Raw genomic sequence first — 22414 nt, 5'->3', positions numbered from 1 at the left:
TGGCATGTTTAAATTCAATGATGAGAAGGGCCAGCTGAAATGCTCGTTCTGCGGAAAATCCCAGGAGCAAGTACGTAAACTGGTTGCCGGTCCCGGCGTTTATATATGCGACGAATGCATCGAGCTCTGCACGGAAATCGTGGAAGAGGAGCTTGGGCATGAGGAAGAGCTTGATCTGAAGGACATTCCGAAACCAAAGGATATCCGCGCTATTCTTGATTCGTACGTAATCGGTCAGGAATTTGCGAAGAAATCCCTTTCCGTTGCGGTTTACAACCACTACAAACGGATCAACTCGCAAAGCAAGATTGAAGACGTTGAGCTTCAAAAATCCAACATCCTGCTTGTAGGTCCTACAGGTTCGGGTAAAACGCTGCTTGCCCAAACGATGGCGAAAATTCTGAACGTACCGTTCGCGATTGCGGATGCAACTTCGCTCACGGAAGCCGGCTATGTCGGCGAAGACGTTGAGAACATTTTGCTGAAGCTCATTCAAGCTGCGGATTACGATGTAGAGAAGGCCGAACGCGGCATTATCTATATCGATGAGATTGATAAAGTAGCGCGCAAATCCGAGAATCCGTCGATTACTCGCGACGTTTCCGGTGAAGGCGTGCAGCAAGCATTGCTCAAAATCCTCGAAGGCACGGTTGCATCCGTTCCACCGCAAGGCGGACGCAAGCACCCGCACCAAGAGTTTATTCAAATCGATACAACGAACATCCTGTTTATTTGCGGCGGCGCATTTGACGGTCTGGAATCGTTGATCAAACGCCGGATCGGCAAAAAAGTGATCGGTTTCAGCTCGACCGGCGAGGTTCAAAAGGACCTGAAGCCGGGCGAATACCTGTCCATGGTTCTGCCGGAAGACTTGCTTAAATTTGGCTTGATCCCAGAGTTCGTAGGCCGTCTGCCGGTTATTTCGACTTTGGAGCCGCTTGATGAAGCAGCCCTGATGCGTATTTTGTCCGAGCCGAAGAATGCTTTGGTGAAGCAATACCAGAAGCTGCTCGAGATGGATAACGTGAAGCTGGACTTTGAACCTGCCGCTCTGGAAGCAATCGCTAAAGAAGCGATCAAACGGAACACAGGTGCCCGCGGCTTGCGTGCCATTATCGAAGGCATTATGCTTGAAGTGATGTACGAAGTCCCTTCGCGCGACGACGTGAGCACTTGTCTCATTACGGAGAAAAACGTAAAAGACAAAATCATGCCGGAGCTGACTGCTAAAAAGGGCAAGAAGAAGGAAGAAAGCGCCTAAGTTCATTACCGTCATTGCCTCCACCCTTTGGCTGCGGATTTTTTCGCTCGTCAAAGGGTGGACTTTTGACGTTCATGGGAGAGATCATTTTATGTATTTGCGCAAGGATACTGTGCCGGTCAAAGTCGGCAACCTGACGATTGGCGGCAGCAATGAAGTCATCATTCAGAGTATGTGTACAACAAAAACGGCTGATGTAGAGGCTACAGTAGCCGAGATTTTGCGTCTGGAAGAAGCGGGCTGCCAGATTGTGCGGGTTACCGTCAACAATAAGGAAGCAGCCGATGCGATTAAGGAAATTAAAAAACGGATTCATATTCCTCTTGTTGCCGATATTCATTTCGACTACCGTCTTGCCCTTCAGGCGATCGAGAACGGCATTGATAAGGTCCGGATCAACCCCGGTAACATCGGCCGTCGCGAGAAGATTGAAGCTGTTGTGAAGGCCTGCAAGGAACGGGGTATTCCAATCCGGATCGGCGTTAATGCCGGCTCGCTTGAGAACCATCTGTTGGAGAAATACGGCTACCCTACGCCGGAAGCGATGGTGGAGAGCGCGCTCTTCCATATCGGCATTCTGGAGGAGCTGGATTTCCATGATATCATCGTATCGCTGAAGGCGTCCGACGTACCGATGGCGATTGCGGCTTACAGCATGGCTGCGGAGAAAATCAAGTATCCGCTGCATCTTGGCATTACCGAAGCCGGTACGCTTCATTCCGGTACCATCAAGAGCTCCGCTGGCATCGGCGCATTGCTCGCGATGGGGATCGGCAATACGGTTCGCATCAGCTTGAGCGCGGATCCGGTGGAAGAGGTGAAAGTTGCCCGCGAGCTGCTCAAGACCTTCGGTCTGATTACGAACGCGGCAACCCTTATTTCCTGTCCGACTTGCGGACGCCTGGATATCGATCTCTTCTCGATCGCCAACGAAGTGGAAGAGTATATCTCCAAGGTGAAGGTGCCAATCAAGGTATCCGTTCTTGGTTGCGCGGTTAACGGCCCGGGCGAAGCTCGCGAGGCGGATATCGGCATTGCCGGTGCACGAGGCGAAGGCATGTTGTTCCGTTACGGAGAGATGATTCGCAAAGTGCCGGAAGCAGAGCTTCTTAACGAGCTTAAGAAAGAAATCGACGAGATCGTACGCGTATTCGAAGCGACTGGCGAAATTCCGGGACGCAAAAATCATGCGCATGCATAACGAACTCTCTGCCATCTGATAAAAGAGGCATTCGGAAGCAACCCCAATCGGTGGTTGCGGAGGAATGCCTCTTTTTTCTTCCGGAAGCGATTATTCCCTGCAGCAAGGGGCAATACTACCAATTACGTACTCTTTTGCCGGAATAGTTCGCTTTGAGAGGAGAAGATGTTAATGAGTTTAAGTATGGTTTTGATGCTGATCCAAGTTTTTTTTGCTGTGGTTATTGGTTTATATTTCTGGAATTTGCTGCGCAATCAGAAGACGAACCGCTCCGCGGTCGATCGGGAGTCGCGCAAGGAGATGGATAAGCTGCGCAAGCTGCGCTCCATCTCGCTGACCAAGCCGCTTGCGGAGAAAACACGTCCGCAGGCGATGCAGGATATCGTCGGGCAGACAGACGGTCTGCGCGCGCTTAAGGCGGCGCTTTGCAGCGCCAATCCGCAGCATGTCATTATTTACGGACCGCCGGGAGTCGGAAAGACGGCGGCTGCCCGCGTTGTACTGGAGGAAGCGAAAAAGAATCCTTCCTCGCCGTTTCTGAATGAAGCGAAGTTTACCGAGATTGACGCCACAACGGCCCGGTTCGATGAGCGCGGTATTGCCGATCCGCTGATCGGCTCCGTTCATGACCCGATTTATCAAGGAGCCGGGGCGATGGGCGTGGCCGGCATTCCGCAGCCGAAGCCGGGTGCGGTGACGAAGGCGCATGGCGGCATCCTGTTTATCGACGAAATCGGTGAATTGCATCCCATTCAAATGAATAAGCTGTTAAAAGTACTGGAAGACCGCAAGGTGTTCCTGGAGAGTGCTTATTACAATTCGGAGGATGCGAATATTCCGGTTTATATCCACGATATTTTCCAGAACGGTCTGCCGGCCGACTTCCGTCTTGTAGGCGCGACAACGCGTTCGCCGCAGGATCTGCCTCCGGCTATCCGCTCGCGCTGCATGGAGATTTATTTCCGTCCGCTGCTCGCAAGCGAGATTGCATCGATTGCCGAAAATGCCGTTAAAAAAATCGGCTTTGGTCCATGCCCGGATGCCGTGGACGTCGTGAAGAAATATGCGACGAACGGACGCGAAGCGGTTAACGTCATTCAGCTTGCAGCCGGTATTGCCTTATCCGAGAAACGGGATGCCATCACGGCAGCGGATGTGGAATGGGTTGTGAACAGCAGCCAAATTCCGCCTCGTCCGGACCGGAAAGTGCCGGAAGCGCCTCAGATCGGTTTCGTTAACGGCTTAGCGGTGTATGGTCCTAATATGGGAACATTGCTTGAAATCGAAGTCAGCGCTATTCCTGCGGCTGCCGGCAAAGGTCAATATACGATTACCGGCGTTGTCGACGAGGAAGAATTGGGAGGCGGTTCCCGGACGCTTAGACGGAAAAGCATGGCGAAGGGCTCGGTTGAGAACGTGCTGACGATGCTCCGCCGTTACGGACTGAACCCGCAGGACTTTGACCTGCATATCAACTTCCCTGGCGGCACGCCAATCGACGGGCCATCCGCCGGTGTTGCCATGGCAACGGCAATTGCCTCGGCGATCAAAGAGGTGCCGATTGACAACAAGCTGGCGATGACCGGCGAGGTTGGCATACACGGCAACGTGAAGCCGGTAGGCGGCGTGCTGGCGAAGGTAGAAGCGGCGTTCCAGGCTGGGGCGGAGACGGTTATTATTCCGCGCGAGAACTGGCAGGCGATTTTTGCAGGTTTGGAAGGGCTGAAGGTCATTCCGGTAGACCGGGTTGACGAGGTGTTCAGATATGTCTTCCCAATTGGCGAAACCGTTGTCGCAGAGGTTGAAAACCATGTCGGTTCCGATCTTTTTATCGCTTCGGGGGTTCCCTATTTGCAGGCGGATTCCGTGGAATGATAAAATAGGGTATTCGAAACAATTGGAGGTGCTGGTGTGGGATCCGGAAAAACAAAAGGCCGTCGGCTTCCCCTGCTTCCTTTAAGGGGGCTGCTTGTATATCCCAGCATGGTGCTCCACCTTGATGTGGGAAGGGACAAATCGGTGCGGGCGCTGGAGAAATGCATGATCGACGATCATATGATTCTTCTGTGCTCGCAATCCGAAGTCAATATCGAAGAGCCTACAGAAGACGATATTTACCGCGTCGGCACCATTGCGAAGGTCAGACAGATGCTGAAGCTGCCCAACGGTACAATCCGCGTGCTTGTTGAAGGCGTTGTAAGAGCCGAGGTAGTGGATTATGTGCCAAATGAACAGTTTTACGAAGTAACGGTGCTCGAGCTTCCTGAGCCGGAGACTGACGATCCCGAAGTGGATGCGCTTATGCGGTCGGTACTCAGCCAGTTCGAGCATTATATTTCGCTATCGAAGAAGGTTACGCCGGAGACGCTTGCGGCGGTATCGGATATCGATGAGCCTGGCAGGCTGGCCGATGTCATTACAAGCCATTTGTCGCTGAAAATCAAGGATAAGCAGGATATTCTCGAGACCATCGATGTTCGGGAGCGTCTTGAGCGTCTGCTTGATATCCTGAATAACGAGCGCGAGGTGCTTGAGCTCGAACGCAAAATCAACCAGCGCGTCAAAAAGCAGATGGAGAAGACGCAGAAGGAATATTATTTGCGCGAGCAGATGAAAGCGATCCAGAAGGAGCTTGGCGAGAAGGAAGGGCGCGCCGGCGAGGTCGAGGAGCTTCGCAATCAGCTGAATGAAGCGGGAGTTCCGGGCAATGTGCGGGAGAAAGTCGAGAAGGAAATCGATCGTCTGGAAAAAATGCCCGCAACGTCCGCCGAGGGCGGCGTTATCCGCAATTATATCGATTGGTTATTAGCATTGCCTTGGAGCAAGCATACGGAAGACGACTTATCCCTAAGCAAGGCCGAAGAGATCCTGAACAACGATCACTACGGCCTGGAGAAGCCGAAGGAGCGCGTGCTTGAATATTTGGCGGTCCAGCAGCTGGTGAAGAAGATGAAAGGGCCGATCCTTTGCCTCGTAGGGCCTCCGGGTGTCGGCAAAACCTCTCTTGCCCGTTCGATCGCCAAATCGCTTGACCGCAAATTCGTTCGAATCTCGCTGGGCGGCGTTCGCGACGAAGCTGAGATCCGCGGTCACCGCCGTACGTATGTAGGCGCTATGCCTGGACGGATCATTCAAGGAATGAAGACGGCGGGATCCTATAATCCGGTCTTTCTGCTTGACGAGATCGACAAGATGGCAAGCGATTTCCGCGGAGATCCTTCATCCGCGCTGCTTGAGGTGCTTGATCCGGAGCAGAACAATACGTTCAGCGACCACTTCATCGAAGTGCCGTTTGATTTGTCTAACGTGATGTTTGTCACGACGGCCAATTCGCTCCACAACATTCCGCGTCCGCTGCTCGACCGGATGGAGGTGCTCTACATTCCGGGCTATACGGAGCTGGAGAAGCAGCAGATTGCGGAACGCTATCTGCTGCCGAAGCAGCGCAGGGAGCATGGACTGTCGGAAGATCAGCTGGTCGTCGAGGATGAAGTTGTCCTGCAGCTGATCCGCGAATATACGCGCGAATCCGGCGTACGGAATTTGGAGCAGCAGATCGCCGCTTTGAGCCGGAAGGCCGCGAAGCATATTGTATCGGAGGGCTCCAAGTCACAGGCAGGCAGCAAGGAACGGGGCGAAGGCGATTTGGCCGGTCAGCCTTATGAAGCTCCCGAGCTGAATACGCTGGAGGCGGCTTTCGGCGCAGACGATGCTGCGGAAGAAGCCGAGGCTAAGCAAGACCAAGCGGAGGTGTCGGCAGTGACATTGACGGTAACGCCGGAGCTGCTGAAGGAATGGCTTGGACCTGCGAAGTTCCGCCATGGCACGGCCGAGGTCGAGAACCAGATTGGTGCCGTAACAGGCCTCGCTTGGACCGAGGTTGGCGGAGATACGCTGGTGATCGAGGTAACGGTTATGCCGGGCAGCGGCAAGCTTACCTTGACCGGCAAGCTTGGCGACGTGATGAAAGAATCGGCGCAGGCCGCATTCAGTTATACGCGGTCCAAGGCCATTGAGCTTGGTATCGATCCCGAATTCCATGTGAACAAGGATATCCATATTCATATTCCGGAAGGCGCGATTCCCAAAGACGGACCATCTGCCGGCATAACGATGGCAACCGCTTTGATCTCCGCCCTGACGAACCGGTATGTATCGAAGGAAGTGGCAATGACCGGCGAGATTACGCTGCGCGGCCGCGTGCTTCCGATTGGCGGCTTGAAGGAGAAATCGCTCGCCGCTCACCGGGCAGGCATCCGAAAGGTGCTTCTGCCGAAGGATAATGAACGCGACTTAAGCGATATTCCGGACAGCGTACGCAGTGAAATGACTTTTGTTCCTGTCAGCCATATGGACGAAGTTCTGCAGCATGCGCTGCTGCCGGCTAACACCGAAGAGAAAGCAGGAACAGTAATCGGATGAAAATTACTCAATCAGAATTTATCATAAGTGCAGTAAGACCTTCGCAATATCCAGTTGACGCCTTGCCAGAGATTGCTCTGGCAGGGCGTTCCAATGTCGGCAAATCGTCGCTCATTAACAAATTGATCCTGCGTAAAAACCTGGCCAGAACAAGCTCGCAGCCCGGCAAGACGCAACAGCTTAACTATTATCGCGTGAATGATATGGTCTATTTCGTCGATTTTCCCGGCTATGGTTATGCGAAGGTATCAAAAACGCAGCGAGAGCTGTTCGGGCAAATGATCGAGACTTATATTCGCGACCGAAAGGAACTGAAGCTGCAGCTTCTCGTTATCGATATGCGCCATGCTCCGTCAAAGGACGATGTGCTCATGTATCATTGGCTTAAGCATTACAACGTGCCAACCTGCATCGTCTGCACGAAAGCGGACAAAATCCCGAAAGGCAAATGGGACAAGCATGTAAAGGTTATCAAAGAGACGCTTGAGGCGGATCCGCGCGACTCCCTGGTCATGTTTTCTTCGGAGACGGGGCTTGGCCGCGAGAAGCTGTGGGAGGTCATTAACGGAGCGATTGGGCATATAACGGAGATAGATCAATAACTTCGTCTATAATGCAGAGGATACAGCAAGAAATACAGCTTTCCTCGTGAAATCTACGGGATTTTTCAGAAATATGCGAGAATATCGAGGCTGAACGGCAGGAATAAAAAGCTCTGATCACGTATAATATACTTAGGCATTAAGAACAAAAGCGCAAGTTTAAAGAATTGAGGAGATTTTTATGGCTCAGCGGCTAGCCACAGAGTATGTAAGTGCCAAACTGCAATTGACGAGCGATGAGATGAAGCAATTTATTCGGTTTTTCGATGACCAGCAGGTATGCATGAACGTGAAGGTCCTCGATAACGGAAACCAGGAGCTGGTTCTCGAAGACGTAGCAGGGAAGGAAGAAGTCACACTGACGTTCGAACGTCAGCAAGACCACTATGTATGTGAACTCTCTTGCCGCCTGATTCAACCCAAGCTGACCAACGCCATGCGCAAAGCCGTAACGGCTTTCCGTGGAGACGCAGTTGTTAATCGTATCTACAGCCATTATACGATGATCTACCATTATACAAATGGCAGCGTCCGCAAAATCGTTGAAAGCACATCGTCGGGCACACGGGTCGTATTCGAATACAAGGATACGGTCGGCCAGTTGGAGCGTGTGTTCCGTAGCCGCTTGATCGAACGTGAAATCGAGCTGGTCAACAACGCGATTAACGAGTTGCTAGACCTGCGCAATCAAACGAAGGACCGCCTGCAGATTGCCGGCATCGACGAAAGACTAGCGATGCTGACCAAGAAGTTGTTTGTATTTGAAGCTTAACCGATAAGCCTTGAACCTGGGAGCCGCCGAATGCGGCTTCTTTTTTTGCTTTTGTTCACAAAAAAATGATATCGGAATGGACGCATCGCAAGGTACGGAAACCGCCTCACCTACATACTGTGTATACGGGATTAAAGCGGAAAAAAGTTTTCGTTTCTTCCCGAAAAAAAGGGTTGCAATTCTGCCCAATAGATGTTATTTTTAATCTCGTTGAAAACATTGGTCTAAACAAAATAGGAACCAGGATTCACTCAGGACATGGTTATGTTGCGAGAGATTATTCCCTCGGGAAGTGAATGACGTAGGTCCTAGCGGATGAAATTTTTTTAAACATTTTATTCCTAGGAAGGGGGAACCGGAAGATGGAATATTCAACTTTCGGAAGACACGTTGCTGTTGATACTTGGGGAGTAGACTTTGATCTGCTGAACAACGCTGAATTTTTGCAAGCCCAAATGGTGGAGGCTGCTGAAGCATGCGGCGCTACCGTATTATCGGTGCAATCGAAACAATTTGAGCCTCAAGGAGCAACAGTACTTGTATTGCTGTCGGAGAGTCATCTCTCGATTCATACGTATCCTGAGAAAGGATTCGCCGCTCTCGACTGCTACACATGCGGTGAAACTGTGGATCCACAGCTTGCGATTGACTACATGATCGCTGTACTGAAGCCAACGACTACTCATGCTAAGAAGCTTGTTCGCGGCATGGGCGAGTTGAAAGTAGAAGAACCAAAAATGCAACAAGTTGAGCTTGTTTAAGCTTTTAAATTGAAAAGATATAGAGATAACCATAGACCTCGGTCCATGGTTATTTTCTTTGTATAAACAGGGAATAATGGCAATGAGGGTTTTCAAACATTATTCATAAATGAAGCCAATATGAAGCCGTACGGCTTGTCGAACTATGTTATAATCATTCTAAAGTTAATTTTGAAGAAAGGCAGGTGAACGCGCATGCACATTATCGTAGTCGGCTTGAACTACCGGACCGCTCCCGTTGAAGTAAGAGAACGGTTTGCGATTGCCGAGAAAGAATTGCCGGAAGCATTGAAACAGCTGATGAACACAAGCAGCATTATGGAATGTGTCATTGTTGCGACCTGCAATCGTACCGAGCTGTATGCGGTAGTGGACAGGCACCATTTGTGCGGGCATTATATCCGCAGCTTTATGGAGCAGTGGTTCAAGCTGCCTAGAGAGCAGTTCACTAACCATTTATATATGCATGAGGATGACAAGGCTATCGAGCATCTATTCCGGGTAACAAGCGGGCTTGATTCGATGGTGATCGGCGAGACGCAAATTCTGGGACAAGTAAAAGATGCTTTTGCGCTTGCGCAGCAGCAGAAGATGACAGGAACCCTGTTCAACATGCTGTTTAAACAAGCGGTTACGATGGCCAAGCGTGCTCATTCGGAGACAACGATTGGAGAATCAGCGGTATCGGTCAGCTATGCGGCCGTAGAGCTTGGCAAGCGGATTTTTGGCCAGTTCAGCAAGAAGACGGTTATGGTCATCGGCGCGGGCGAGACTGGCGAGCTTACGGCGAAGCATTTGTATGCGAACGGCGCTGACCGCGTTATTGTGGTGAACCGTACGTATGAAAGAGCGGCTCAACTGGCGGAGAAGTTTAACGGGGTTGCCTGCTCGATGGAAGACGCGGCAAGCAAGCTTCATGAAGCGGACATTGTGATCAGCTCCACGGGAGCGGATGGATATGTGCTGGAACGCCAAGCGGTAGCCGAAGCGATGAAGCGCCGAAAGTCGAAGCCTTTGTTCATGATTGATATCGCCGTTCCGCGCGATCTTGATCCGGCGATTGCCGCGGTCGAGAACGTGTTCCTGTACGACATTGACGATTTGGAAGGTATTGTAGCAAGCAATATCGAGCAACGCCGGAAGGAAGCGGAGAAGATCGAAACGATGATTGAACAAGAATCGGAGCAGTTCGAGCAATGGTACAAGACGCTTGGCGTTGTTCCTTTAATCCGTGCGCTCCAGACAAAGGCTGCCCACATTCATGAAGAGACGCTTAACAGCCTGACGAACAAGCTGCCGGATCTGGACGAGCATGAACTGAAGGTAATCCGCAAACTGACGAAGAGCATTGTGAACCAGATGATGCAAGATCCGATCCTGCGGATTAAAGAAATGGCCGGAGAGAAACATTCCGAGGAAGCAATGGATATGTTCGTTAAGTTGTTTGCGCTTGAAGATGAGCTGGCCCAGTCGAAACAAGCTGAAGCAGACACGGCGTCTGCGGCGAAAAAGAAAACGATGCCTGCACGTCCGGCAGCTTCGGCACTGGCGTCTATCCTTCGATAACAGCGCGCTACCCGAATAATCGCGAAGGGCGGCAAGGTGGAAGCTTATGTTTTTTACGCAAAAGTGGCTTTACGACGCGATACTTTATATTTACGCCCTGAGCCTTCTGTTTTACTTCTCCGATTTCATGGATGCGAACCGGAGAGCGAAGCGGATTGGAACAGGGCTCCTTATTTTTGTATGGATATTGCAAACCGTCATTCTGGTAAGCCGGCTCGTGACCCATTTCGAGATAACGGCAATTTCGTCCTTTGAATATTGGCTAGGCTTTTCGTGGCTGCTAGTTACGATATCCCTGGTCATCAGCAAGTTTTTCAAAATCGAGTTTCTCGTTTTTCTGGTTAACATCATCAGCTTCTCCGTGCTGGCGCTTAACTTGTACAGCCGGCCTGGAATGGATGAACAGTTTGGAGTTTCGCAGGCGATGCGCGACTTGCTCCTTGTACATATTAGTTTGGTGCTATGCGCATACGCATCGCTGACGATAGGATCCATCTTCGCGGGGATGTATCTGTTCCTGCACAAGCAGCTGAAAGGGAAACGATGGACTCCGTTCACGCGGAGGCTGCCAAGTCTCGATAGGATTGAACGTTTCTCGGACAGGGCAATTATAATCGGGGTACCGCTGCTTGCAATGTCCTTATCGGTTGCCGTTACCGTGCTGCTTGCGGAAGGACGCCCGCAGCTGCTGCTTGACTGGAAGGTTCTAACCTCGTTTGCGACATTGATCTTTTACGTCAATTATATTATTCAAAGGGCAATGCTGAGACGTCCAGGGACGCAGCTTGCAAGACTTCATCTGATTGCATTCGTTATGTTGATTATTAATTTGTTATCCAGTTATTTGTCGACGTTTCACTAGAAGAGGGGATGCGCATGAACGGCTATTACCCGGTAATGCTTCAGCTTCGCGGCGAACGCTGCGTCATCATAGGCGGCGGACGGATTGCCGAGCGCAAGGCGATAGGCCTCATGGAGGCGGGAGCGGATACCGTCATTCTTGTCAGTCCGCGGATTACCGCCCGGCTGCAGGAGCTTGTCGCTTGCGGATCTCTTCAGTGGAATTGCCGGACCTATGAGCCGGAAGATGCGACTGATGCCCGCCTGCTGTTTGCCGCTACGGATGATTCCGGACTTAACCGACGGATCGCGGACGACGGCAGGCGGGCCGGAGCTTTGGTTAACACGGTTGATGGGGACGAAGGAAGAGGGTTTCTGAATCCTTCGGTCATACGCCGCGGGGATCTGCTGATTGCCGTCTCTGCAACTGGCGCAAGCCCGGCTCTCTCTTCAAGGATTAAGCGGGAGCTGGAACGGCAATACGGCGAAGAATACGGATATAGCGTGGAGCAGCTCAGGCGGCTGCGCGATTACGTGAAGGCTGATGTCTCTGAGCCTGGCGAGAGGGAAACGCTTCTAAGGCTTGCCGCCGAAGAGGTGCCGCTCGGGGATCATGCGGACATGGAGCCGAAAGCTTGGGTAGAACGACTTCGGGCGAAGAGGCCCTTGGATTGACGACGGGAGGAAGACAATAATGGGAGCTCATGAGAATGGACCGCGTACAATCGTGGTAGGGACACGCCAGAGCGCGCTTGCGTTGACGCAGACGGGTCAAGTCATTGACGAGTTGAAGCGAATCAGCGAGAAACACGGATTTGATTACCATTTTGAAATTCGGAAAATTGTGACGAAGGGTGACCGCATTCTGGATGTCACGTTGTCCAAGGTTGGCGGAAAAGGCTTGTTTGTAAAAGAAATCGAGCAGGCCCTTCTTGACGGCGAGATCGACATGGCTGTCCACAGCATGAAGGATATGCCTTATGAGCTGCCGGAAGGACTGATGAACGGCGCAACTCCGAGACGGGTTGATCCCCGCGATTGCCTGATTATGAAGCAGGGGAGCTCGCTTGATGATCTGCCGGCCGGCGCGCGAGTCGGAACAAGCAGTCTGCGCCGCTCCAGCCAGCTTAAAAATATACGCCCGGATCTTGAGCTTGATTCCATCCGCGGCAATATCGATTCGAGGATCCGGAAGCTGGAGACGGAAGGCTTTGACGCGGTTGTACTGGCCGCGGCCGGTCTTACCCGCATGGGCTGGGAGGACCGGATCTCGGCGTTTATCCCCGTTGATCTGTCGATCCCGGCGGTTGGACAAGGAGCGCTTGGCATCGAGTGCCGTACGGCGGATGCCGGGGTGCGCGAGCTGCTCGATTTGCTGAATGATACCGAAACCTCGCTGTCCGTCCGCGCGGAGAGAAGCTTCCTGGGCGCGCTAAACGGCGGCTGCCAGGTTCCGATCGGCGCTTTTGCCGTGGTGCACAAGAAGTCCGGGGAAGAGAGCTTCGACAACGCCGAGCTTGAGCTGACCGGCATGGTTGGCTCTCCTGACGGAGAAGTGATGCTGAAGGAAATCCGGAAGGGAACCGATCCGGAGCAGCTGGGCCGCGATGTTGCGGCGGCATTGAAGGCAAGAGGCGCGGATCGCATTTTGGCGGAATTCGGGGGATAACGCGATGAATAAAGGAGTTGTCTATCTCGTTGGCGCCGGACCGGGAGATCCAAAGCTTATTACGGTCCGCGGACTGGAATGTCTGAAACGAAGCGACGTTGTTGTTTATGACCGCCTGGCGAGCCCAAGGCTGCTTAGATATATGAAGGAAGGTGCCCGTAAAATTTACGTCGGCAAACTTCCTGACCGCCATACGATGAAGCAGGAAGAGATTAACCAGCTGCTTGTCGATCTGGCTTTGGAAGGGCATACGGTCACAAGGCTGAAAGGCGGGGATCCCACGATCTTCGGCCGTGTAGGCGAGGAAGCGGAATTGCTGCAGGAGAATGGCGTATCGTTCGAGATTGTTCCGGGCATTACGTCGGCAATCGCGGTACCCGCTTATGCCGGTATTCCGGTGACTCACCGGGACCTGGCTTCTTCCTTGTCCATTGTTACGGGGCATGAGAGTCCGGAGAAACTCGACCGCTCCATCCATTGGGACAAGGTGACCAATGCAACGGGTACCCTTATTTTCTTGATGGGTGTAGCCAAGATCGGTTATATCGCCGAGCAGCTTATCCGCCACGGCAAGCCGGGAACAACGCCGGTTGCCCTTATACGCTGGGGGACCCGCGTGGAGCAGCAGACGATTGTCGGCACGCTGGAGTCGATTGAACGGATCGTGAAAGAGGCGAACTTCCAGCCGCCGGCGGTTATTGTTGTCGGCGATGTGGTTCTCCAGCGGGACAAGCTGAAATGGTACGAGCAAAAGCCGCTCTTTGGGGTGCGTGTGCTTGTCACGCGGGCCAGGGCACAGGCCAGCGACTTGGCTGACCGGATTGAAGAGCTTGGCGGCGAGCCTTGCGAACTACCGGTGATTGAGACGCGCGAGCCCCGGGAGGAGGCTGCTGCCGAAGCGATCCGTACCGCTCTTGCGGATGCGGAGTCGTATAATTGGATCATGTTTACGAGCGTGAACGGGGTAGAGTACTTCTTCAACTGGCTGGATCGCTTTAACGTGGATATCCGGCGCTTCCATGCCGCCCGTATTGCGGCGGTTGGTCCACGGACCGCGGAAGCTCTGCGCAAGCGTGGCTTGATTGCGGATCAGCTGCCGGCCAAGTTTCAGGCGGAAGGATTGCTCGAACAGCTGGAAGGCCAGCTGAAGCCGGGAGAGAAGGTTCTTCTCCCGCGTGGCGATCTCGCGCGCGAGATTTTGCCGCTTGAGTTGAAGGCTAAGGGTCTTGTCCCAATTGAGTTGGATGTTTACGAGACGGTGATTGCGGATTCGCAGGATGAGCAGGCGTTTGAATGGATCCGCAACCGGGAAATTCACGCGATTACGTTCACCAGCTCCTCGACGGTAACGAATCTGCTTGAGGTGCTTCGCAGGAACGGATTCGAAGATCCGGTCGCGCGGCTGACCGGCATCGATGTGGCCAGCATTGGCCCCGTGACTTCGAAGACGGCCTCCGAAGCCGGACTTTCCGTTACCATTGAACCGGAAGATGCTACAATCGAAGCACTGGTTGAAGCATTGGTTCAGCATCAAATCACCAAACGTTTGAAGGCTGATCCGTCTTAATTACCGGCAATTATCGCATACCCATCGCTAGCAGGATTAGAGGAGGAATTTGAAATGGCATTTCCCATTGTGAGACACCGCAGATTGCGTCAATCGGCCGCTATGCGCAATATCGTACGCGAAACCGTACTGACGGCAAATGATTTTATATATCCGATCTATGTGAAATACGGGACGAACATAAAAGAAGAGATTAGCTCGATGCCCGGCGTATACCGCTTCTCCCTTGATCTTCTGGAAGCGGAGATCCGCGAGATTACTTCCCTTGGCATTCAAGCGATTATGCTCTTTGGTCTGCCTGACCATAAGGATGCTGAAGGTACTTCGGCCTATGATCCTAATGGAATCGTTCAGGAAGCTACGCGCCTGATCAAGAAATGGGCGCCTGAGCTGATCGTTATGGCGGATACTTGTCTCTGCCAGTTTACCGATCACGGACATTGCGGCATGGTGCATTTGGATGAAGCTACGGGAACGGCGGTTGTGGATAACGATCCTTCATTGTCGCTGCTGGTTCGCACGGCCGTTTCCCAGGCGGAAGCGGGTGCGGACGTGATTGCTCCATCGAACATGATGGACGGTTTTGTATCGGCTATCCGCGAAGGACTGGATGAAGCGGGCTTCAGCCATGTTCCGATTTTGTCGTATTCGGTTAAATATGCTTCCGCCTTCTACGGTCCTTTCCGGGATGCAGCGAAGTCCGCGCCGCAGTTCGGCGACCGCAAGACGTATCAGATGGACCCGGCTAATGCCCGCGAAGCTTTGCGCGAAGCGGATTCCGACGTATTCGAAGGCGCGGATATGCTCATGGTCAAGCCTGCCCTTTCTTACCTTGATATCGTTCGCCAGCTTCGCGACAGCTTTGATCTGCCGATCGTTGCTTACAACGTAAGCGGTGAGTATGCCATGGTGAAAGCCGCTGCGGCCAACGGCTGGATTGACGAAAAGGCGATTGTGCTTGAGAAGCTGATCAGCATGAAGCGCGCCGGCGCGGATTTGATCATTACTTACCATGCGAAGGATGCTTCGCGCTGGCTGAGAGGAGAATAACGAAGGATGAGCAGATCGATTGGCAACAGACGCGATGACCGTTCGAGAGAGGCTTTTGCCCGTGCGAAGCAAGTGCTTCCCGGAGGCGTGAACAGCCCGGTGCGTGCATTCAAATCCGTAGGTCTTAACCCGGTTTATATGGATCACGGAAAAGGCAGCCGCGTATATGATATCGATGGCAACAGCTACATTGATTATGTGGGATCCTGGGGACCGCTCATCATGGGGCATGCCCATCCCGAAGTGATCGAAGCGATTAAGAAAACCGCGGAAAAAGGAACAAGCTTTGGCGCGCCAACCGAGCTGGAAACTCTGATGGCCGAGCTGGTCGTTGAACGCGTTCCGTCCGTAGATATCGTCCGTATGGTTAACTCCGGTACGGAAGCGACGATGAGTGCGCTGCGTCTTGCGCGCGGTTATACGAAGCGCAGCAAAATTTTGAAATTTGAAGGCTCCTATCACGGGCATGCCGACAGCCTGCTTATCAAAGCCGGCTCAGGCGTAGCCACGCTTGGCCTTCCGGACAGCCCCGGCGTTCCCGAAGGCGTGGCCTCCCAAACGATAACCGTTCCATATAACGATCTGGAATCGGCTAAGCTGGCCTTCGAAAAATTCGGCGAAGAGATCGCCTGCATTATCGTCGAGCCCGTAGCGGGCAATATGGGAGTTGTCCCGCCGCTGCCGGGCTTCCTGCAGGGGCTCCGCGAGTTGACTGAGCAATACGGCAGCCTGCTCATCTTTGACGAAGTTATGACCGGCTTCCGCGTCAATTACAGCTGCGCGCAAGGTCTGTACGGCGTTACGCCGGACTTGACCTGCTTCGGCAAAGTGATCGGCGGCGGTCTGCCAGTCGGCGCTTACGGCGGCAAACGCGAGATCATGGAAATGATCGCGCCAAGCGGTCCGATCTATCAAGCCGGCACCTTGTCCGGCAACCCGCTTGCAATGGCAGCCGGCTATACAACGTTGAAGCTGTTAACGAAAGAAACTTACGAGCTGCTCGAGCGTCAAGCCGTCCGTCTGCAGCTCGGCTTTGAGAAAAATGCCGCCAAGCATGGCATTGCAACAACGATTAACCGGGTTGGTTCGATGGTATGTCCGTTCTTCACCGAGACGCATGTCATTAACTTCGAGACCGCCAAGACGTCTAATCTTGAACAATTCAAAGCTTACTTCTCTGCGATGCTTGATCTGGGCGTAAGTATTGCTCCTTCGCAGTTTGAAGGCATGTTTGTATCCGCCGTCCATTCGGACGAGGATATCGATGCAACGATTGCCGTCCATGACCAGGCGCTTGCAAGCTTATAAAATGTAGAACAGGAAGGTTCGATATCCATGCATAAACGTCCTTATCGACGCGAGGGGCAATGGCTGTCGCTTCTGCCGGCGGATTTGACCGGGCAGACGACAGGCAAGGATTCGGCTTCCGGGCAGCTAACGGAGCAGCTTTCCATTCCGGAGGCCGGCAGTCATCCGCATCTTGTGCGGCAATGGCTGCTGGCCTGTTCTTTATTTCCGGCAAAATGGATTAACCGTCTGTTCTCGGTTGGCGGTATCGGTTGGGAGGGAGAGAAGATTCGCCTCCTAGCTTTCCCGCCGGTAGACCCCGTCTCGGATCCGTTATACCGCAAAGCAAAGAGCAGCGGCTATTCCTCTCTAGCACAGGCAGCGGAGGTCCTCTACGAGGATGACTTCTGCCTTGTCCTTAACAAGCCAGCGGGTATGCCGGTTCACGAATCTCATGCCGGTCAGACCGGTACACTGGATGAAGCGGCGGCGAGATGGCTGCTGGAGCAAGGGGATCCGCTTCCCGTCCGGCATATTCATCGTCTGGATGACGATACATCCGGTCCGGTGCTGTATTCGAAGAATGATCTAGCCCAATGGGTGCTGGATGAAGCCATGCGCGAGAAACGGATTGACCGGCGTTATCTTGCCGTCGTCCAAGGAAAGGTGAAAAAGCCGTCCGGCACGATTAACGCTCCGATCGGCAAAGACCGTCATCATTCTTCAAGGCGACGCGTAACGCCCGGCGGCGATCCGGCTATTACCCACTATGAAACCATTCGCGCTTTTTCGGATGCTACTCTTGTCCGTTTGCGTCTGGAAACCGGCAGAACCCATCAAATTCGCGTGCATATGAGCCATCTTGGCCATCCCTTGCTTGGCGACAAGCTGTACGGCGGGGATACGAGACTGCTGCAGCATCAGGCGCTCCATGGCGAACGGCTGCTTTTTCCTCATCCATGGACGGGTGATTTCGTAGAAGCGGCCGCAGCGGAGCCCGAATGGCTTGCGAATCTTCTTGACAAGCTGGGCAGACGGACAAATTGATAGTCATGCGCCTTATTTCCGCGCCATATAGATAGTAGTGAATGTAACTTTAGCCCAAGCTTTAGGCATTTGCTTTTCATTTATGGTATTGGGAGGGAGGATATCGCGTGACAGATCAATCCAAAGGCTTGCGATTTGATTTGTATGAGCGTATTCATTTGCCGGATGAGGTAGCGGCGATTGACGAACTGGAGGAAATTGAGCTAACCCCGCGTATTCAGGTGATTGAGCAGGGTGATCATGCGGTGCTGAAAGGGCAGCTGCTCTTAAACGGCGTGTATCGCGGCCAATCGGACGGAGGAAGCCTGCAGACGCTGGAGCACTGGATTCCGGTCGAAATTACGCTGCCGCTCAACCGGGTATCTCGGCTTGACGACATTTCGGTAGAAATCGATAATTTTGACGTAGATTTATTGTCCGCGCGGACGCTTAACGTGACCGGCGTGTTATCGCTTAGAGGTATACTCGTTGAACCGCTTCCCGATGCGGAAGAGGCATGGCGGGAGGAGCCGATAACGGTCGTTCATGAGCGCGAGGCTTCGAATGAGGAATCCGATTTCGAGGCAGAGGCGCAATTGGACATTGAGGCCCAGCCTCAGGAAACGTGGCAGTCCGTGACGCAGCAGCCTTATTTTACGGGCTATGCAGGCCAGCTTCCTGGAACGCAAAGAGCTCAGGAAGAAGAGTTCGAGGAAGAAGAGGAAGAAGAAAGCTTCGAGGCATTCGAGGAAGAGGAGCAGGAAGAAGGGATAGACGAAGCCGAAGAAGCGGATGCTACCGTCACGATTTCGGCTTCGCCGAGGGACAGCGGCTGGTCTGCTTCGCAGTGGTTCCAATCGAGCCAGCCGGCCAATCAGCCTGGAACCCAGCCTGAGGCGCAGTCCTATCAACCTCCAAATCAACAAAATGCTGCTTCGTTCTATCAGCCAACCGTTCCTCCTCAGGCGCCTCCGCCTTCGCAGAGGGAGAATACTTACGAGTTCGAGCAGGAAAGCGAAGAGGAATGGCAGGAGGAGTCCTTTGCCGAACAAGCGGATGAGCCTAACGAGGAGGCATTTGCTTCCTTCGGCGGAGACTCGGCAGGCGAAGCGGAATGGCAGGCGCAGCCGGAGGCTCCCCGCATGCCGGACAACGAGAAGCAGGAGATTCGGATAGGGGTCGGCAGCAAGCAGCCGGAAAACAATCCGGAGCAAGCGCCCAATGTTGGTCTGATGACGCTGCTTCAAACGAGCAAGCGCGAGCAGGCTGCGCGACAGGCGGCGGAAGAGGTTGCAGCCAAGCAAGCCGAGCAGGCTAAAACCCGCTCATCCGGCGACGATATCGAGTGGAAGACCTTATTCCTCGGCAAACAGTCGGAGGAGAACGAATTCCGCAAAATCCGTGTCTGCATCGTCCAAAGAGACGAGACGCTGGAGTCGATTGCGGTCAGATACAGCCTCAATCCTCGCGAGATTTTGCTGTATAACGGCTTGAACGAATCTTCCGTCGCGGAAGGCCAGCTTCTCTATATTCCCTAACTAAAAAAGCTCCTCCGTCAGCCTTTCTCTGGGCTGACGGAGGAGCTTTTATTACATCGTCTTGAACAGCGGGTTCAACATGGTCATGCAGAAGTTGTCCGCAATCTGTTCGATCGAATAACCCAGTACCTTCGAATAATAGATAAGAGATTCGGGAGCCATGGCACTGATCAGCATATGGGCCGTAAATTCGGGAACAAGTGCTATAATTTCGTCTTTGCGCTGCGCTTCTTGAAGGAGAGATAGAAACAGATTATTTAGCTTCCGGTAGTTTGGACTTTCATAGAAGTCCAGGTCATCCGGCTTGCAGGTTTTACTCACCTTAATGACATTCAGCCATTCCAGCTGGTCGTTCGAGAATACGATTAGACGCCGGAGAACGACTGTCAATCTGTCCAGTACAGGCTTATCCGCCAATGGCTCGAGCAGCCGGCGGAATTCCTCCATCAGATCCTCGAAGGTGTCATTCATCAGGTCCATGCATAAGTCGGATTTATTCGCATAACGCCTGTACAGCGTGCCTTGTCCAATTTGAATGGATTTAGCAATCTGGTGCATGCTGACGGCTTCAACGCCGTGTTCGGCAAAAAGGGACCTTGCGGCTTGCAGAATCATCTTGCTAACCTCTTGCGAGTCCTTCTTTTTATCGGTCATGCGCGCACCCTCCATTTCATGAAAAATAAATAAAGCATGATTGTATTGACAAAGCGGACAATTGTCCGTTATCATACGTTAGCGGACAATTGTCCGAAGTCGTCTTGCGCCTAACTCATTTTACTGCTGGATAGTAAAGAGGTCAAGGCGTCAGCGGATTTGCAATAGAGAGAAAGTAACTTGCCGCCGAGCAAGAATTACTTCAATATGTTTTAGGAGGAGAGAGGAATTTATGACTGAAGCAACAAACAACAGCTCCATGTCTATCAAATCCATAATGGTACCGCTACTTGCGATCATTGTGGGGATGTTCATGGTCATTCTCGACGGCACGGCGATGAACGTAGCGATCCCTAAGCTTCGCGAAGATTTCGGGGGAGCAAGCCTGTCGCTTATTCAATGGACGGTTACGGGGTATGCGCTGGCGCAGGCTGCCGTTATTCCGCTTGCCGGATGGTTATCCGACCGTTTCGGCGCGAAGCAAATCTATTTGACTTCGATCGTTCTGTTTACGATTGGCTCCGCGCTTTGCGCATTTGCGACAACGGCTGAACAATTGATTATTTTCCGTATTATTCAAGGTCTAGGCGGCGGCATGGTTGCCCCGATTGCGATGGCCTTTACTTACCGTTTAAGCCCTCCGGGCAAACAAGGCGCCGTGATGGGCATGATCGGTATTCCGATGCTTCTCGCGCCTGCTCTTGGACCTGTGCTTGCGGGCTGGCTGGTCGACTACGTAACCTGGCACTGGATCTTTATTATTAATATCCCCGTAGGCGTTGTGGCGGTTTTCCTTGGTCTTCGCACCTTGCCGGCTTTGGCCCGCCAAACGGTACCTCAGCTTGACGTGCTTGGCATGATTTTTGCTCCGCTGGCTTTCGCCGGTCTTGCTTACGGCGTGAGCGAGGGCGGTACGGACTGGGGCTCCGCGAAAACGTTGACCGGTCTTATCGTAGGCGGTGTCTCGCTTATCATCTTTATTATCGTGGAATTGAACCGCAAACAGCCGCTTCTTGAGCTTCGCGTGTTCAAATCGGCGGATTTCTCCAAAGGGATTGTCGTTCAATGGGTATCCCAGATCGCCCTCTTTGGCACCTTGTTCCTGTTCCCGCTGTTCCTGCAGACGGCCAAAGGCTACTCTGCGCTCGATACCGGCTTGATCCTGCTTCCGCAGGCTTTGGCCGCAGCGGTCTTTATGCCGATTGGCGGCAAGCTGTTTGACAAGATCGGCGCCCGTCCGCTAGTCATGAGCGGTCTGGCAATCGTAACGATTGGCGCGTTCCTCTTGTCGAACATCTCGTCCGACGCAACGGTAGGCTCGTATATCTTGCCGCTTATTCTGCTTGGAGCGGGTATGGGTCTTTCGATGATGCCGCTGAATACGCATATTATCCAATCGGCTCCTCCCGAGCTGGTCAGCCGCGTAACTTCCCTTACGAACGCAGCCCAGCAGGTTATGACATCCTTTGCGGTAGCTGGACTTGCAACGATTCTGGCAAGACGCACCGAGCATTACATGGCTTCCGAAATGGCGGCTGGGGGAATTACGAATCCTGCCGATATCACGCCAGTGATTGCTTCCCATGTGGCGGCTTCCTCTTACGGGGATACGTTCCTAATTCTGACGATTATCGGCGTCGTTGGCACGCTGATCGGGTTCCTGCTCTCGAAGCCGAAGCGCGCGGAAGGCGCAAGCACGGAAAAAGCAGAAATGCCAATGATGATGGGCCACTAATTAGGCGTAGACGCAAGTTGACTTTCGGGGGCATCTTGGATAAAATATGCTATATCTGATTTTTTTCAACATATATTGACGTTGAAGGGGAAGAGTAAGCAGCCAAGCCTTCAGAGAGCGGGACTGTAACGCTGAAAGGTACCGTAGGAATTTACTGCTTCGCTTGTCGCCCCGGAGTTGCTTGAATGAAGCGGGTTCATCCGTTATTTCAAGCCGGCCGCAGCCGTTATCTGTTTGAGTGCCGCGCTTGCTTTGTCTGAGGTGCGGAACAAAGGTGGTACCACGGAAGATAACCTTTCGTCCTTTGCTATAAGGGCGGAAGGTTTTTTTGTATTTCTATCCATGCAATGACAGGAATGGCAATGCTTGCGAAGTAAAATTTTGGTTTATGCTTGCGAAGCATGAATCACCACGGTTGATAAACAACCTAGATTGGCAATTCATTTGGTTTATGCTTTCGAAG

At 52.7% G+C, this 22414-nt stretch carries 18 protein-coding genes and 1 other annotated feature; of the genes, 17 read left to right on the top strand and 1 reads right to left on the bottom strand.

Annotated elements, in window-relative coordinates; all coding sequences use genetic code 11:
- The first annotated feature begins 4 nt into the window (after positions 1 to 4).
- The 16 genes from clpX to ACR9FF_RS21680 all read left to right on the top strand — a co-directional run bounded on the left by clpX (position 5) and on the right by ACR9FF_RS21680 (position 19562).
- Positions 5 to 1261, top strand: coding sequence for an ATP-dependent protease ATP-binding subunit ClpX (gene clpX, locus ACR9FF_RS21755; RefSeq protein ID WP_015846009.1), 1257 nt, complete (start codon positions 5 to 7; stop codon positions 1259 to 1261).
- Between the two features lie 91 nt (positions 1262 to 1352).
- Positions 1353 to 2462 (top strand): flavodoxin-dependent (E)-4-hydroxy-3-methylbut-2-enyl-diphosphate synthase, encoded by a 1110-nt coding sequence (ispG, locus tag ACR9FF_RS21750; protein ID WP_127494641.1) that lies wholly within the window; start codon positions 1353 to 1355, stop codon positions 2460 to 2462.
- Positions 2463 to 2633: 171 nt separating this feature from the next.
- Complete coding sequence (gene lonB / locus ACR9FF_RS21745) at positions 2634 to 4337, top strand: ATP-dependent protease LonB (RefSeq protein WP_127494639.1); 1704 nt, start codon at positions 2634 to 2636, stop codon at positions 4335 to 4337.
- 36 nt (positions 4338 to 4373) lie between these two features.
- Positions 4374 to 6884, top strand: a complete 2511-nt coding sequence (gene lon, locus ACR9FF_RS21740) for an endopeptidase La (RefSeq protein WP_435164673.1) — start codon at positions 4374 to 4376, stop codon at positions 6882 to 6884.
- Complete coding sequence (gene yihA / locus ACR9FF_RS21735) at positions 6881 to 7486, top strand: ribosome biogenesis GTP-binding protein YihA/YsxC (RefSeq protein WP_015846005.1); 606 nt, start codon at positions 6881 to 6883, stop codon at positions 7484 to 7486. Before lon ends, yihA begins: the two co-directional genes overlap by 4 nt.
- A gap of 181 nt (positions 7487 to 7667) precedes the next feature.
- Positions 7668 to 8258 (top strand): non-ribosomal peptide synthetase module, encoded by a 591-nt coding sequence (locus ACR9FF_RS21730; RefSeq protein WP_127494635.1) that lies wholly within the window; start codon positions 7668 to 7670, stop codon positions 8256 to 8258.
- A 362-nt stretch (positions 8259 to 8620) separates the two neighbouring features.
- On the top strand, positions 8621 to 9019 hold the full coding sequence (gene speD / locus ACR9FF_RS21725) for an adenosylmethionine decarboxylase (protein WP_015846002.1): 399 nt from the start codon (positions 8621 to 8623) through the stop codon (positions 9017 to 9019).
- Positions 9020 to 9214: 195 nt separating this feature from the next.
- Entirely contained in the window at positions 9215 to 10585 is a 1371-nt protein-coding gene (gene hemA / locus ACR9FF_RS21720) for a glutamyl-tRNA reductase (protein WP_127494633.1), read from the top strand.
- 46 nt (positions 10586 to 10631) lie between these two features.
- Positions 10632 to 11447: a cytochrome c biogenesis protein CcsA gene (gene ccsA / locus ACR9FF_RS21715; RefSeq protein WP_435164667.1), complete on the top strand. Its 816-nt coding sequence runs from the start codon at positions 10632 to 10634 to the stop codon at positions 11445 to 11447.
- Positions 11448 to 11461: 14 nt separating this feature from the next.
- Entirely contained in the window at positions 11462 to 12100 is a 639-nt protein-coding gene (locus ACR9FF_RS21710; protein WP_435164664.1) for a precorrin-2 dehydrogenase/sirohydrochlorin ferrochelatase family protein, read from the top strand.
- A 19-nt stretch (positions 12101 to 12119) separates the two neighbouring features.
- Positions 12120 to 13094 (top strand): hydroxymethylbilane synthase, encoded by a 975-nt coding sequence (gene hemC, locus ACR9FF_RS21705; RefSeq protein WP_435164661.1) that lies wholly within the window; start codon positions 12120 to 12122, stop codon positions 13092 to 13094.
- Positions 13095 to 13098: 4 nt separating this feature from the next.
- Positions 13099 to 14661 carry a uroporphyrinogen-III C-methyltransferase gene (gene cobA / locus ACR9FF_RS21700; RefSeq protein WP_435164658.1) on the top strand — a complete coding sequence of 521 codons (1563 nt, stop codon included), beginning with the start codon at positions 13099 to 13101 and terminating at the stop codon, positions 14659 to 14661.
- 54 nt (positions 14662 to 14715) lie between these two features.
- Complete coding sequence (gene hemB / locus ACR9FF_RS21695; RefSeq protein WP_435164655.1) at positions 14716 to 15711, top strand: porphobilinogen synthase; 996 nt, start codon at positions 14716 to 14718, stop codon at positions 15709 to 15711.
- Between the two features lie 6 nt (positions 15712 to 15717).
- Positions 15718 to 17019 (top strand): glutamate-1-semialdehyde 2,1-aminomutase, encoded by a 1302-nt coding sequence (hemL, locus tag ACR9FF_RS21690; protein WP_435164652.1) that lies wholly within the window; start codon positions 15718 to 15720, stop codon positions 17017 to 17019.
- A 27-nt stretch (positions 17020 to 17046) separates the two neighbouring features.
- A complete protein-coding gene (locus tag ACR9FF_RS21685) occupies positions 17047 to 18045 on the top strand; it encodes an RluA family pseudouridine synthase (protein ID WP_435164649.1) in 999 nt (332 codons plus the stop codon).
- A 107-nt stretch (positions 18046 to 18152) separates the two neighbouring features.
- On the top strand, positions 18153 to 19562 hold the full coding sequence (locus ACR9FF_RS21680) for a LysM peptidoglycan-binding domain-containing protein (RefSeq protein WP_435164646.1): 1410 nt from the start codon (positions 18153 to 18155) through the stop codon (positions 19560 to 19562).
- Positions 19563 to 19613: 51 nt separating this feature from the next.
- Here the strand turns inward: ACR9FF_RS21680 and ACR9FF_RS21675 are convergent, their stop codons facing one another.
- Positions 19614 to 20216 (bottom strand): TetR/AcrR family transcriptional regulator, encoded by a 603-nt coding sequence (locus ACR9FF_RS21675; RefSeq protein WP_164775443.1) that lies wholly within the window; start codon positions 20214 to 20216, stop codon positions 19614 to 19616.
- 232 nt (positions 20217 to 20448) lie between these two features.
- Between ACR9FF_RS21675 and ACR9FF_RS21670 the strand changes: the two genes are divergently transcribed.
- Positions 20449 to 21951: an MDR family MFS transporter gene (locus ACR9FF_RS21670; protein WP_317981257.1), complete on the top strand. Its 1503-nt coding sequence runs from the start codon at positions 20449 to 20451 to the stop codon at positions 21949 to 21951.
- Positions 21952 to 22023: 72 nt separating this feature from the next.
- Positions 22024 to 22259, top strand: a binding site (T-box leader).
- Positions 22260 to 22414: the final 155 nt, after the last annotated feature.

Source organism: Paenibacillus glycanilyticus, assembly GCF_051200795.1.
GTDB classification, from domain to species: domain Bacteria; phylum Bacillota; class Bacilli; order Paenibacillales; family Paenibacillaceae; genus Pristimantibacillus; species Pristimantibacillus glycanilyticus.
The sequence above is the reverse complement of the archived record's forward strand: the minus strand, read 5'-3'. Positions and strand labels throughout refer to the sequence as shown.

What these genes read in the sequence shown, in the direction of transcription:
- ACR9FF_RS21710 (WP_435164664.1), top strand. Translation starts at nt 11,462, where the DNA reads ATGAACGGCTATTACCCGGTAATGCTTCAGCTTCGCGGCGAACGCTGC.
- speD (WP_015846002.1), top strand. Translation starts at nt 8,621, where the DNA reads ATGGAATATTCAACTTTCGGAAGACACGTTGCTGTTGATACTTGGGGA.
- ccsA (WP_435164667.1), top strand. Translation starts at nt 10,632, where the DNA reads ATGTTTTTTACGCAAAAGTGGCTTTACGACGCGATACTTTATATTTAC.
- yihA (WP_015846005.1), top strand. Translation starts at nt 6,881, where the DNA reads ATGAAAATTACTCAATCAGAATTTATCATAAGTGCAGTAAGACCTTCG.
- cobA (WP_435164658.1), top strand. Translation starts at nt 13,099, where the DNA reads ATGAATAAAGGAGTTGTCTATCTCGTTGGCGCCGGACCGGGAGATCCA.
- ispG (WP_127494641.1), top strand. Translation starts at nt 1,353, where the DNA reads ATGTATTTGCGCAAGGATACTGTGCCGGTCAAAGTCGGCAACCTGACG.
- hemA (WP_127494633.1), top strand. Translation starts at nt 9,215, where the DNA reads ATGCACATTATCGTAGTCGGCTTGAACTACCGGACCGCTCCCGTTGAA.
- lonB (WP_127494639.1), top strand. Translation starts at nt 2,634, where the DNA reads ATGAGTTTAAGTATGGTTTTGATGCTGATCCAAGTTTTTTTTGCTGTG.
- ACR9FF_RS21730 (WP_127494635.1), top strand. Translation starts at nt 7,668, where the DNA reads ATGGCTCAGCGGCTAGCCACAGAGTATGTAAGTGCCAAACTGCAATTG.
- ACR9FF_RS21670 (WP_317981257.1), top strand. Translation starts at nt 20,449, where the DNA reads ATGACTGAAGCAACAAACAACAGCTCCATGTCTATCAAATCCATAATG.
- hemB (WP_435164655.1), top strand. Translation starts at nt 14,716, where the DNA reads ATGGCATTTCCCATTGTGAGACACCGCAGATTGCGTCAATCGGCCGCT.
- hemC (WP_435164661.1), top strand. Translation starts at nt 12,120, where the DNA reads ATGGGAGCTCATGAGAATGGACCGCGTACAATCGTGGTAGGGACACGC.
- ACR9FF_RS21675 (WP_164775443.1), bottom strand. Translation starts at nt 20,216, where the DNA reads ATGACCGATAAAAAGAAGGACTCGCAAGAGGTTAGCAAGATGATTCTG.
- clpX (WP_015846009.1), top strand. Translation starts at nt 5, where the DNA reads ATGTTTAAATTCAATGATGAGAAGGGCCAGCTGAAATGCTCGTTCTGC.
- hemL (WP_435164652.1), top strand. Translation starts at nt 15,718, where the DNA reads ATGAGCAGATCGATTGGCAACAGACGCGATGACCGTTCGAGAGAGGCT.
- ACR9FF_RS21685 (WP_435164649.1), top strand. Translation starts at nt 17,047, where the DNA reads ATGCATAAACGTCCTTATCGACGCGAGGGGCAATGGCTGTCGCTTCTG.